11 protein-coding genes and 1 tRNA gene are annotated in these 13,704 nt (G+C 39.9%); 1 reads left to right on the top strand and 11 read right to left on the bottom strand.

Features of this window, described 5'->3' with window-relative positions; all coding sequences use genetic code 11:
- Positions 1–54 precede the first annotated feature (54 nt).
- Positions 55–1,491 carry a proline--tRNA ligase gene (gene proS / locus G603_RS0111080; protein ID WP_026670268.1) on the bottom strand — a complete coding sequence of 479 codons (1,437 nt, stop codon included), beginning with the start codon at positions 1,489–1,491 and terminating at the stop codon, positions 55–57.
- A gap of 1,007 nt (positions 1,492–2,498) precedes the next feature.
- Positions 2,499–3,296, bottom strand: coding sequence for a hypothetical protein (locus G603_RS0111075; protein ID WP_051207760.1), 798 nt, complete (start codon positions 3,294–3,296; stop codon positions 2,499–2,501).
- A gap of 369 nt (positions 3,297–3,665) precedes the next feature.
- On the opposite strand from G603_RS0111075, the gene G603_RS0111065 reads away from it, so the two are divergent.
- Positions 3,666–3,738, top strand: a tRNA-Lys gene (locus G603_RS0111065).
- 359 nt (positions 3,739–4,097) lie between these two features.
- Here the strand turns inward: G603_RS0111065 and G603_RS0111060 are convergent.
- The 9 genes from G603_RS0111060 to sufB all read right to left on the bottom strand — a co-directional run bounded on the left by G603_RS0111060 (position 4,098) and on the right by sufB (position 13,698).
- Complete coding sequence (locus G603_RS0111060) at positions 4,098–4,706, bottom strand: hypothetical protein (protein ID WP_026670265.1); 609 nt, start codon at positions 4,704–4,706, stop codon at positions 4,098–4,100.
- 27 nt (positions 4,707–4,733) lie between these two features.
- Positions 4,734–6,524 (bottom strand): zinc ribbon domain-containing protein, encoded by a 1,791-nt coding sequence (locus G603_RS0111055; protein WP_026670264.1) that lies wholly within the window; start codon positions 6,522–6,524, stop codon positions 4,734–4,736.
- 106 nt (positions 6,525–6,630) lie between these two features.
- Positions 6,631–7,344: an ion transporter gene (locus tag G603_RS0111050; RefSeq protein ID WP_026670263.1), complete on the bottom strand. Its 714-nt coding sequence runs from the start codon at positions 7,342–7,344 to the stop codon at positions 6,631–6,633.
- Positions 7,345–7,567: 223 nt separating this feature from the next.
- A complete protein-coding gene (locus tag G603_RS0111045) occupies positions 7,568–7,993 on the bottom strand; it encodes a hypothetical protein (RefSeq protein WP_026670262.1) in 426 nt (141 codons plus the stop codon).
- A 177-nt stretch (positions 7,994–8,170) separates the two neighbouring features.
- Complete coding sequence (locus G603_RS0111040) at positions 8,171–8,956, bottom strand: hypothetical protein (protein ID WP_026670261.1); 786 nt, start codon at positions 8,954–8,956, stop codon at positions 8,171–8,173.
- 217 nt (positions 8,957–9,173) lie between these two features.
- The gene (gene sufU / locus G603_RS0111035) at positions 9,174–9,635 is read right to left on the bottom strand and encodes a Fe-S cluster assembly sulfur transfer protein SufU (RefSeq protein ID WP_026524543.1); all 462 of its coding nucleotides are present in this window, start codon (positions 9,633–9,635) and stop codon (positions 9,174–9,176) included.
- A 148-nt stretch (positions 9,636–9,783) separates the two neighbouring features.
- The gene (locus G603_RS0111030; protein WP_026670260.1) at positions 9,784–11,001 is read right to left on the bottom strand and encodes a SufS family cysteine desulfurase; all 1,218 of its coding nucleotides are present in this window, start codon (positions 10,999–11,001) and stop codon (positions 9,784–9,786) included.
- Between the two features lie 80 nt (positions 11,002–11,081).
- Positions 11,082–12,245, bottom strand: a complete 1,164-nt coding sequence (locus G603_RS20095) for a SufB/SufD family protein (RefSeq protein WP_051207759.1) — start codon at positions 12,243–12,245, stop codon at positions 11,082–11,084.
- 43 nt (positions 12,246–12,288) lie between these two features.
- Positions 12,289–13,698, bottom strand: a complete 1,410-nt coding sequence (gene sufB / locus G603_RS0111020) for a Fe-S cluster assembly protein SufB (RefSeq protein WP_026670259.1) — start codon at positions 13,696–13,698, stop codon at positions 12,289–12,291.
- Positions 13,699–13,704: the final 6 nt, after the last annotated feature.

Here is a 13,704-nt window from a genome sequence, read left to right as displayed (position 1 = left end):
GCTCCCATAGCGAAGCCTCTATCTACTTTTATAATACTTTGGGCTTTATTTGTATTAATATGCTCTGCCCCAATAAACCATCTTTGTAGCAGGTTTTCCGCAGCATACACATGTGCCTGACAGATTCTCCTGCTCGAAAGGAATACATCTGCTGGTTACGGAATAGTCTTCCTTAATCTTGTCTTCACATGCTCTGTCGCCGCACCACATAGCTTTTACGAAGCCCTTTGTATCCTTGAAGGCTTCCTCAAACTCTTCTTTATTGGTTGCTGCAAATGTATGTGTATCGAGGTGGTTCTTAGCTCTCTCATACATATCGTTCTGGATCTGAGGGAGAAGCTCGCCAACCTTAGCTGCTACTTCATCAATAGCACACTCGATCTTTTCTCTTGTATCTCTTCTTACGATTACGCACTTGCCGGCTTCGATGTCCTTAGGTCCGATCTCGATACGAAGCGGAATACCACGCATCTCCTGATCAGAGAACTTGTATCCGGGACTTCTGTCGGAATCATCAAGCTTAGCTCTAAAGTCCTTAAGTGCCTCAAGCATCTTGCCTGCTGCCTCAAGTACACCTTCCTTCTTCTGCTGGATAGGAATGATCATAACCTGAGTAGGAGCAATTCTGGGAGGAAGCACAAGACCTGAATTGTCACCGTGAACCATGATCATAGCTCCGATAAGTCTTGTGGTTGCGCCCCATGATGTCTGGAATACATGGTGAAGCTTATTATCTTTTCCTGCATACTGAATATCAAAGGCTTTTGCAAAGCCATCACCGAAGTTGTGGCTTGTTGCAGACTGAAGAGCTCTTCCATCGTGCATAAGAGCCTCTACTGTATAAGTAGCCTCTGCACCTGCGAACTTCTCCTTCTCAGTCTTCTGTCCCTTGATAACGGGAATAGCCATATCCTCAGCAAGGAAATCAGCGTATACATTAAGCATCTGCTGTGTACGCTCTTCTGCTTCTTCAAATGTAGCGTGTGCTGTGTGTCCTTCCTGCCAGAGGAATTCTCTTGATCTAAGAAAAGGTCTTGTCTCCTTCTCCCAACGAACAACGCTACACCACTGGTTAAGTACCTGAGGAAGATCCTTATAAGAATGAATCTCTCCCTTATAGTAATCACAGAATAATGTCTCTGAAGTGGGACGAACACAATATCTCTCTGTAAGAGGCTCTGTACCGCCGTGTGTTACCCATGCAACTTCAGGTGCGAAGCCTTCAACGTGGTCCTTCTCCTTCTGAAGAAGAGACTCAGGTATCAGCATTGGCAGATATGCGTTTGTTACACCTGTCTTCTTAAAACGCTCATCAAGGTGCTTCTGAATAAGCTCCCATATAGCATATCCCGCGGGCTTAATAACCATAAATCCCTTAATGTTAGAGTAGCTGATAAGTCCTGCCTTTGTGACAACGTCTGTGTACCACTGTGTGAAATCCTCATCCATTGATGTGATCTCGGATACAAGCTTCTTTCCATCCTGTGCCATGATATTTTCTCCTTGCTTATTATTGTCCCTTTGTAGTTGCGAAGCGCCTTAATTCTCTGTTTTCCGGCTTCGCCCCGGGACATACTTTCACTTATTATCGATAGTCTGTTTAATGTTACGGCTTAAACCCTTGTGTTGTCAAGCATGGAAGGGGTGATGGGTGGGTGGGGGTATCTTGGGACTATTTTGTTGTAAGCGAGTGGGCTTTACTGGTGGGCAGGCTTTGTTTGTGGGCGGGCTTTTGTTTGTGGGCAGGCTTTATTTGTGGGCAGGCTTTTGTTTGTGGGCAGGCTTTTGTTTGTGGCTGGGCTTTGGGTTTTATTCGAGTTCACTATGGTAGCTATCTGGCTCAGAAGTGCCCAAGCCACTCTCTGGTGTTTCTTTTTTGACTTCACGCCTCTATTTTGGTGGCTTTTGGTTTTTCTCTGCGTGAGGTTCTTTTGTTTTGAGGCTTCTCTGCTCTCTACGCCTCTATTTCAGCCTTTTTCCCGATTTTCTCTGCTTGAGCTGCTTCAATTCTCTGGTCTCACCCTGCTTCACGCCTCTATTTCAGACTTTTTCCCGATTTCCTCTGCTTGAATCGCTCCATTTCTCTGGCATCTTCTTGCTCCACGCCTCTATTTCAGACTTTTTCCCGATTTCCTCTGCTTGAACAGTCAAATCTCTCTAGTCACTCCTTGTCTCACGCCTCTATTTCGCCCATTTTCTAGATTTTCTCTGCTTGAGCTGCTTCAATTCTCTGGTCTCGCCCTGTTCCACGCCTCTATTTCAGACTTTTTCCCGATTTCCTCTGCTTGAGCTGCTTCATTTCTCTGGTATCTCCTTGCTCTACGCCTCTATTTCGGCCTCTTTCCCAATTTCCTCTGCTTGAATCGCTTCATTTCTCTGGTCTCGCCCTGTTTCACGCCTCTATTTCGACCTCTTTCCAGATTTCCTCTGCGCAAGCTATATTATTCTGCTGCTATTCCCCAATAACTCCCTCCGTTAAAGCCTGCAGCCACAGATTCTCACCCAATGAAAGACATCAACATCCTCTCCACTTTTCCTGAATTTAGCGGATCAGCTTTTGTCTCATATGTAATTATTAAATTCTTTCCTAAATAGATACCGGAATCCTCCATCTTCTTAAGGCGCCCTAAGTTATAAGCAACATAGCCAATCTCATCCATCTTTCCCAAGTGCTCATAGTAGACAACCTCTCTTGTCTTTTTATTTAGCAAAGTGAAATCCGGATGAACAATCTCTCCGCTTGAAAGTTTCAACGGACACTCATATCTGTATGGAATATCCAGCTTCTCAAGAACTCCTATGATTACTACTTCTGACTTGGACCTGACTCTAAGGCCGTTTGCTGTCAGATGTACAGGATCAGCTTCATCAAACTCTTTTCCTTTGTAGGGTTTTGTTTTCCATCTTCTTGCGTACTCCTCATCTGTTATGTCTGCTGGATTAAGAATCTTCTTGATTTCATCAGGATATTTATCATAAATCTTCAAGAAAGGCTCCTCATACTTATCTAAAAAGGTGTCGATCAACTTCTGTTCTTTAACCGCGGCTGCAATAACTGCTCTGTCATAGTCATTTCGAGCATACGCATAGATCTTTTCCATATTATCTTTTCTCAGATATCCACCTTCCTTCTCTCCTCTCTGCCTAAAATAGTATTGATAAAAACTGCCTTTGTTTATAATTCGAAGTTTACCTTCCGGGGCATTCTTCAAAAGTTTTGTTTTCTGTTCTATCAACTTTTCCAGATCATAGCTTCGACATCTTAGCTGAAGCAAAAAATCATTTTTTCTTAACACAAAAATTCCTCCATCGCGCGCATCTAGGCGCAAAAAAACTAGCAGCTCACATATACGAGCCAATTCAAAATTTCCAATAATAAAGTGGGGATTTTGTTGTCTGAACGACAACGGATATATTTTTATCATAGAAAAAATTGGAAGTCAACCATTCTCACAGGCATAAAAATGCCGTATTATATGAAAAAAGAAAACTTTTTTGAAAAATTTTTATCAGCGGAAACCCGCTTGAATTCTAGCGCTTTCGTATTTATAATTCTAAAAAAAGAAAAAAAATTGAAAAATTTTAAAAAAAGTGCTTGCATTATAAAAAAAACCGTAGTAAGATAGCACTTGTCGTTGAGACAGCGACACAAAACCAATAAAGATGCGCTTCTAGCTCAGTTGGTAGAGCACCTGACTCTTAATCAGGGTGTCCAGGGTTCGAGCCCCTGGAGGCGCACGCCGAGTACTGTTTTGTGGGTATATCCCATGGGGCGGTACTTTTTTTGTACTTATTAATTCTTATGTATACATTCAGCGGTATACCTTATACTATTCAAAAGCGTCTGAGACCACATCAGGCGCTTTTTTCTATTTTTGTTGCGAGATACAGTTCGACCAGCGGTTCGATATATAGTTAATTATATGCGTAATATCGACACCTGCTGCCGATTGGAGAATCTAAGATCGACGAAAAAATAAGCTACAATGTCAGCTGTAATGAGCATTATTATGATAAGTATGAGTCGCACTATGAAATGAAATATTCAGATCATAATACTGAATAAATGATATTCTTGTCGATATAAAAAGGAGCCTTCATGATGAAGACTCCTGAGAGAATAGATATTTTTTTATTACAATTATTTCTGCGACTAAAGCACCTACTAATAGCAATAAATAGATAATAATATTTAAAGGGCTTATTGCTTTTAGTTTGTTATCAAGTGTGACATCTACATCTGTTTTCTTTACTGCTGTTTCATATTTCAGCTCATAAGTTTCACCATCTTCGGATTCAATATATTCAAAAAACTCGCAATCATCTTCAAAAGATTCATAAGAATAAGACTCAACTTTTACCAATTGCCCTGTTTGGGGAGATATGTATCCGTTAACAGTATAGACATCATATTCTATGTATGAATCATTACTTTCTATTGCATCTTTAGTTACATCAATTTTTAAATTCCAATAGTATTCTTCGCCAGAATAGCAATCCGATACTTTTACTAATTTAGTAAAGTTTTCTCCTTGTGGAACAGAAAATATTATGCTTTCTCCTAGAAATAACACTCCTAAAACTAATGTAACTGTTGGTACATATTTAATCCATGTATAAGATTGCAATAATTTATTACCAGATTTATTATCTCCGATAATAGCTATGCAAATGAAGCAACCCACAAGAAATACGAAAAAAAGCATAGAACACCCCTAACAGTTCTGTTTTTATTAAGGATTACAATACTTACATGGTTCATATCCAGCATCTATAAATTGTTGTCTAGACAGCCCATATACTTTGTACTTATCAGCCAACCCAGCAGCATTTTTACACCCTTGTTTATGGAATATCATACCTTTACTATTTCCAAATAAAATTGAAATACACTCATGCGGAGTATAACCCTCATCAATCAATTCAAAATAGCTCTTGCTAGAATACTCCTTATATTGTTCATTTGCATCCAATGCGTTTTGACAATCAACAGAATGAAATTTTCCTGTCGTAGTGATGATAATATATTCAAAGCTGCTATATTCGTTTGAAGTAATCTCATCTATATTAGTCATAGAATCATCTAAATTTGAAAATCTCGTTATATACTGTCTGTATACGCTTCTCCCATATCCTCTGAATAGCACTTGCCCCATGTAATCATTCGCTAAAAATACACATAAATCTAAATACAATGGTTGTTCTAGATCAATATGCTTCACCGTAAACTCTATATGTTTAGATTTATATCCACAAAAAACATCATCATATTCCCTTATTAGTTCATAGTTTTCTAACTTATCAATATCAGGATTAACCTCTTCTATTTCTTCAGAAACTTCCCCAAAAAGTGATTCATCTCCAATAAGCGTATTTCTCATAGTTTCATAGAATTCATCGAAGGAATCATCTCCGTTTAAATCAAGAAATCCAACATATGTGACACTAGACGAGACCATATCTAGATTATTAATTGATTCACAATGCATCTCTGTTCTTGTCTTACTACTCTCTATGTCTTGTTTAAGTTTCTCATAGAATTCATCACCAGAAACATCTTGCGATAAATAATCAAGTTCTTTAACACTCTCAAACGGCATATCATCTGTTGTTTCATATTTTATTCCAAGAGCGTTGCTGATATATGTGTTTCCAGAATACGTCATAGGAACGTATTCAATCACAATACTATCATTACTATTTTTTCCTAGATCATCACTACTATCCGGTTTTATACCCTCGACACTACTTTTATTAGTAGACTCATAATATTCTATTTGTCGCGAAACGCCTTCAAAAAACGGAATGATAAAAATACCAGCCAAAAATGAAACAATCGTTGATACCCCAATAAAAATCGCAAAAGGAAGCATATATTGCGTCGTATTAATAAACATGTGCCGACGATTTCCATAGTATACTATGCTTATAAGCAAAATAACTGCGGAAGACATTATCCCTGATAGATAAGTTGTATTATTAACTAAATTGTCTGCTTTATATACATATATAATAATTAGTAGAATTATGCTGAGGATGATATTGATTCCATGGGCGCCATACAACAAATATGGACTATTTTTCTTGAATGTCGCAAGACCATACCATGCAATACACATATATAAAATCAATAGAACATCTGATGCAATAATTCCAGCATTAAGCCATTCCTTATTTGTGATAATCGCTAAAACCAACTGAATGATTGAATAGGGGAAACCAAAAGCTATAAGAATATAGTACCATCCCATCCCCAACTTATTTCCCTCAGTTGATTCAGCAACACTAGGTTCTTTTTCCTTTATACTTTGAGTCTGAATCTTTTTACCAAAATCGTTCTTATCATCCTGACTGTTGTCTTTTATTAAAGTATCCTGTATGTTTTTTAAGCATTCTTCATGACGCTCATCATTCTCACTAGACGATGATTCATCAAAATACGCTGCTGGACATCCGCAGTAAGGACACTGCGTTGCTCTACTGGATATTTTTTTACCACAATCTGGACATGCAATTAATGGCATATTATAACTCCTAACAACTATTGAAATAGACCTTTTGTTTTAAAGTTAATTACCATAACAATGTATAAACACAAATAAAAACCTTTTTACCCATGTAAACCTACAATCACGAGTTATCTTTATCTACTGCTTTCATATATCCGGCAGTAATAATTCCTGCAGGCAAAGCAACTATAGCAATACCAAATACAGAAGACAGCATAGTTACAACGCGTCCTGTCACAGTAACAGGATATATGTCTCCATATCCAACAGTAGTAAGTGAAACGGTTGCCCAATAAATAGCATCAAATAATGTATCAAAGCTATCAGGTTCCACATTGAAGATTACAAGTGCAGCAACCAAAACATAACCTACCGCAAGAGAACAAACTGCAAGTAATGCATTCCTCGAGCCTTTTAATACGTCTATAATGATAATCAGATTTTTAGAGTATCGAAAAGCTTTGAACACTTTAAATATTCTGAAGGTTCTTACCATCCTAAATAATCTGAATAGTTTGAATCCACTTTTTAATACAGTTAATGAAGGTAGAATAGATAAAAGATCAATAATTGCCCATATTGTGAACGGATATCTTATAAATGGTAGCGTTTTGTTTTCAAGCTTATAATCTGCGGTTATCCATCGCAGGGCATAATCAATAATAAATATCGTTACTGTAACTTTATCAATAATTATAAAAGCGCTATTAGTGCCCTTAAAACCTAATGGGATAATACTGATGATAATTGTAAGTAGCATGAATACATCGTAAATCTTACTAAGTTTATTATCATCTTCTGCAACTTCAATTATTTCATATATCTGTTTTCGCATTAGATTACCTCTCTAATCTGCTGATTAGTGCCCATTACAATTATACTATCATATCAAATTTTCATTTATTAAAATACGATAAATAAAACAGCAGCTATCTTCACTTCATGAATAGCTGCTGTCTATCTACATTTTTTACATTAAATTATATCTTTGGTAATAAGTAATCGTCTTTGTAGTTGTATTAATAACCCTTATAACACAATCTTCTTACTATTTTCCTTCAAATATGCACCATATTCAGTCTTTCCGGTGAAGACTGCTGTGAGCTTAAGCTTTCTCTTGTCATCTGAGTTAACCAGCTTCTTTGTGGGATCCTTTTTCTTGTCTTCTGTTTGATGCTCTCTCGACTCAAGCCGGAAAGGCCACTCATAAGGGTTCTTGTATCAACATCGCCTTTTATAAATTGAGCAAACAATATTATTGCTTTCAGAGTTACACTTCCTGCTTCAGAATTTGATATAGAATTCATAAATGCACTGACTGCGTTTTTCTGATTCTGATTATCAAGTCGCACTTCCATCAGATCAGAAAGCTGACCCAGATTATAATTCGCTTTTGGAAATCCAAACAGTTTATTATACGCACCGTTTAAGTGTCTGATTTCATAATCTCTATTTTCGATCTCAACTACTTCCTGCTTTGGCATTATTCCCCTCCTTGCCACGCTCATAAGAAATATTTTTTTAAGCGTACATATAATTTTTCTTGTTACTTAAATATATATGCAGCAGAATAAAAAATTACACGCGTAAAATTAAAAATGCACTCAAAAAATAAATACTCCCGGAATCATTATGATTCCGGGAGCCATAAAACATTCTAATTATTTAATCTTTGTTCCTATTACATAGGTTCCGTTTTCTCTGCGAGCACAGAAGAAATAACCCTCAAGCTTGATGTAGATAGGCTGGTTCTTCTTGACCTTAAGCTTTATCTTCTTTGTTTTACCGTAGTCGATACTGCCGTTTGCCTTAGCTCTCTTGGACTTGTTGAATACAGTGTACTTGAGGTGTGATAAGTCATTTCCAAGGTCGTTGTTTGTGATCTTGATGGTCATTGTGCCTGTCTTCTTGGGCTTAATCTTGAAAACGTCTACATCCTTATCGTGCTCGATTGTTCCGTAAATGTTCTTTCCTGACTTGTAAGTCTTCTTTGCAGTTTTAAGATCATTAGGCTCTTCAGGAGTGATCTTTACGTATGTTGAAAAACCACTTCTCCAACCATCGCTGTGGATGTGAAGATAAATTGTTTCATGAGCTTCCATGCCGATAACTACTGTCTCACCGTCGCCTGTAAAGTAACCTGAATGACCTGTAGCCTTACCGTTCTTATAATAGAATGCAAAATTAGGCCAGACGTCTCCATCTGTGTGTGACATTGTTACTTCAGCATAAGAACACTGATTAGAATAGTTTGTGAACTTATACCAGCGGCCAACCTTTGACTCTTCCTTTGTAAGTGAACCTGTTTTAAAATCATCATTGCCGATTTCAAGTGCTGTTTCTCTCGAAACATTTGTCTCGGCTGCCTTAACCTTAAGGCCTCCGAACCCTCCAAGTGATGACACTGTAAGTACAGCAGCCATTACTAAACCTAAAACTCTTTTCATTTCCCCTTCTTCTCCTTTTTCGTGTTCTCCCCTCACGAAAATAATTTTATATTAACAGCAAAAGTAAAAAAATGACTTAATCTTCTCATTACTTCGCTATTAATCACATAATTTAGCGAGTTGCGGCAATAGTTTCCGCAACATCTGATAATATAAATAATTATCTGACATTTCCCGATATCTGTTCCCCAGGTCTTAATGGCCACAGCTCCGGGTTTCATTCGCCTTCTGTGCTTACATTTCCTGCTTTTTCAGGATGCTCCAGCATCTCCTGCATAGTCTTCCATCCAAGTACCGCGCACTTTACTCTTGCAGGCATGTGTGAAATATCCTGAAGGGCTGCTGCCTCATCGAGCTCTTCAAGCTGCTCCTCGTCTTTAATCTCGCCCTTAATCATTCCCATAAAGGTTCCTGCAAGCTTAATGGCATCCTCTTTGGATCTGCCAATGATCTGATCTGCCATCATATCTACTGAAGCCTGTGAGATAGCGCAGCCTGAGCCGCTAAACATGGCATCATCGATTACGCCGTCTACCACTTTAAGCTGTAATGTAATATCATCGCCGCAGCTGGGATTAACGCCTCTCAGCACCAGATCGGGATTCTCCATCTCTCCCTTGTGCACAGGTCTTAAATTGTGCTCGTTAACTATTTCTCTGTATAAACCCTTTAAATCCATTATATTGCCTTTCTAAAACCCTTATTCGGCACTTCGTGCCACCTTCTCCGTTCCGCTTCGGTCCGCGCAGAACCGACGTCCCCCGGACATCGTACGCCCCCTTTTTATGGAGAAGGCAGTATTTTAATTATCTTTCTTAAAACAACGCTCAGTCCTCATATCCCATAACAGCGCGGACCTTGGAAAGGTGCTCTAAGAATCTGTCTACCTCTTCCTCTGTATTATAGAAATATACACTGGCTCTTGCTGTTGATCCTGCACCTATGAACTGCATAAGGGGCTGAGCACAGTGATGGCCTGCTCTTACGCATACATGATCGTCATTTAAAACTGAAGAAATATCATGAGGATGAACTCCATCCATTGTAAATGTAACGATTCCGCTGTGCTTTTTGGGATCTGATGATCCGTAGATCTTGATATAAGGAAGCTTTTTCATGCCTTCCATCATGCGGATGGTGAGCTTTTCTTCCTGCTCGCTTATAAAATCAAAGCCAACATTCTGAAGATACTTAATTGCTGCTTCTAAGCCAACAGCTCCTGCAGCATTAACGGTTCCTGCCTCGAACTTATGAGGAAGTTCTGCATAAGTGGCATCCTCTCTTGTAACATATTCGATCATCTCGCCGCCTGTAAGGAATGGCTTCATATTCTCAAGAATGGCCTTTTTGCCATACAGTACGCCGATTCCCATGGGAGCCATGAGCTTATGTCCTGATAATGCATAAAAATCAGCATCAAGCTCCTGTACATTCACAGGAATATGGGGAGCTGCCTGAGCACCGTCCATAACAACGGTTGCGCCCTTTTCATGAGCGTATGCTGCAATTTCCTTAACGGGATTGGTTATTCCAAATACATTTGAAACATGTCCGATGGACACGATTTTTGCTTTATCGGTGATCTTGCTCTTATATTCAGCCTCTGTGATCACACCCTCTTCATCGGGCTCAAGATAGATGAGCTTTGCCTTTTTCTCACGGCAAACCATCTGCCAGGGAAGAATATTGCTATGATGTTCCATCACAGTGATAACCACTTCATCGCCTTCATTTACATTAGAAAGGCCATAACTGTAAGCCACAAGATTCATGGATTCTGTGGTATTTCTGGTAAATATGATCTCCTCAGCAGATGCTGCTCCAATAAAGTCAGCAACCACCTGTCTTGCATGCTCATATCTCTCTGTGGCGTCAACGCTCCAGTCGTAGAGACCTCTTAAGGGATTTGCATTGGAATTTTCATAAAAATCCTTTATAGCATCCACAACCGCAGTGGGTCTCTGAGATGTGGCAGCATTATCAAAATAAATGTAGTCCCCTTTTCCAAGTATGGGGAAATCTTTTCTGAAATCCTCAGGTGTCATGTAGTCACTCTTTCCAGCCTTCTTCCGCTCTTTAGACACCCCTCGTCCTAAATCATGAAGGCAAAATTATAGTAAATAAATTACAGTATCGTTCTGATGTATTGCTGGATGCGAACAATCAGCGCTTCATCCGGTATCATGCGGGCTATAGATTCCATGCGGGCACGGATCATAAGCTTTTTGGCAGCATCCTCATCGATTCCTCTGCTCTCCATATAGAAAAGAGTGTCATCTCCAAGCTGACCGATAGATGCACCGTGGCGACCATCCACATCTTCCTCTCCGCAAAGGATTACCGGCATAGTCCTGTTTACAACATCAGGGCTAAGAAGCAGTGTATCCTCCTGCTCATCGCCGACAGATCCGGCACTTCCTGTCTTAAAATCAAGAGTTCCTCTGAACGTCTTAACCGCATTATCAAGAAGTACTCCTCTAAATACCATGTTGGACTCAGTCTTTTGTCCGTACTGATCTGCAACATAGTTCATGTCATATTCCTGTGTATGTCTGCAAAGGTAACCTGTGTGGTTATTGAAAATGCTCTTTCTTCCAAGAAGTGTTACTCTTGTACCACCCCAGGTCTTACCTGCGCCAAGCTGCATTGTGATGGTCTCGATATCTGCCTTGTCATCACATACGCCGCCTATATCATCAAAATGAACAAAGCCTTCGCTGAGCATCTGTACCTTAACAAGGTTGATCTTTGCGCCTTCTTCTGCAAGAAGTCTGGTGCTTATTCCAAGAAAGCCCTTGGCATCTGCTTCGGATTCATACTCCATGATAACTGTTATTTCTGAACCCTTCTTTGCACAGATAACCTGACTTCCAAGTACGCATTCGCCGTCCTTAAGTGAATACTTAATGTGAACAGGCTCTTCAACCTTATAACCTTCATCTGCAGTGATGATCATAACAGGTACGTTCATCTCGTCCATAAGGTTATCGACTTCCACGCCCATACCTGTACGAACGATCTGACCTGCATTAAAAGGTGCTGTATCGCCGTTAGGTCCCGGGAGCTCAGTCTGCTTTGCCTTGATCTTGTCATTAACCTCTGCAAAGGCATCCTGAACATCGCTCTTTGCAGCATCACTTTTAACGGTTACTGCTATCGGAATCATATCCGGCTCAGGCGTCTTTGTATTCTCAATATATAAATCATTAACATCAATCTCGCTGCTGTTTGACTTAAGAAATCTGTAAGTCAGGGCAGGCAAGTGATTTACTTTCATCTTTAAATCCATGTTTTTGTCCTTTTGTAACCTAAATGTTTGCAAGAAGCTACAATCAGCCTCCTGACATCTCAAGCTTAATAAGGTTATTCATCTCAACCGCATATTCAAGAGGAAGCTCCTTGGAAACAGGATTAGCAAAGCCGCTGACGATCATGGCTCTTGCATCCTCCTCGGAAAGACCTCTGGACATCAGATAGAATACCGCTTCGTCACTGATACGTCCGATCTTTGCTTCGTGTCCTACATCAGCATCATCGGTTCTGATATCCATTCCGGGGATTGTATCCGCACGGGATATGGAATCCAGCATAAGTGAATCGCAGGAAACAGAAGTCTTGGCATGCTTTGCCTCTTTATTAATGATAACTGAACTTCTGTAGGTTCCGATTCCGCCTGACTTTGAAATAGACTTTGTCGAAATAACCGAAGAAGTGTATTTACCCTGATGAACTACCTTGGCTCCTGTATCAAGGTTCTGACCTTTTCCTGCAAAAGTGATACCTGTGTACTCCATTGTGGAGTGGTCACCCTTAAGGATAGTCATGGGATACAGATAAGATGTATGTGAGCCAAAAGAACCGGAAACCCATTCCATTCTGGCACCCTCTTCTACAAGTGCACGTTTAGTATTCAGGTTATACATGTTCTTTGACCAGTTCTCTATTGTTGAATAGCGAAGTCTCGCATTCTTTTTAACAAAAAGCTCAACGCAGCCTGCATGAAGGTTAGCTACGTTGTACTTGGGAGCTGAGCAGCCCTCAATGAAGTGAAGGTCAGCGCCTTCATCAACGATGATAAGTGTGTGCTCGAACTGTCCTGCACCTGCAGCATTAAGTCTGAAATATGACTGCAGAGGAATGTCAACCTTTACTCCCTTGGGCACATATACAAATGAACCACCTGACCATACTGCTCCGTGAAGAGCTGCATACTTGTGGTCAGTGGGCGGAACAAGCTTCATAAAATACTCATGAACCATATCCGCATATTCGCCTGTAAGAGCGCTTTCCATATCTGTGTAGATAACGCCCTGATTTGCAACTTCATCCTTAACGTTGTGGTAAACAAGCTCTGAGTCATACTGAGCGCCTACACCTGCAAGGGATTCACGCTCTGCTTCAGGGATACCCAGTCTCTCAAAAGTATTCTTGATATCCTCCGGAACATCCTCCCACTTGCCCTTCATATCTGATTTTGAGCGAACATAGGAAGAAATGAGATTCATATCAAGGCCGTCTGTCTCCGGGCCCCAGTCAGGCATCTCAAGCTCGTTATATATCTTAAGAGAATCAAGTCTGAACTGTCTCATCCACTCGGGATCATGCTTTTCCTCGGAGATTTTCCTTACGATATCCTCGGTAAAACCATCCTCCATGCGGTAGAAGTCCTGCTCGTTCTCCACATCCTTTATGTCATAGACACTGCGGTCAATATCAACGACCGTCTTATTATTTTCTGCCATCTTTTT

Origin of the sequence: Butyrivibrio sp. AE3006, from assembly GCF_000424165.1 — a bacterium.
GTDB lineage: Bacteria > Bacillota > Clostridia > Lachnospirales > Lachnospiraceae > Butyrivibrio.
This window is presented reverse-complemented; position numbering and strand designations above follow the sequence as displayed.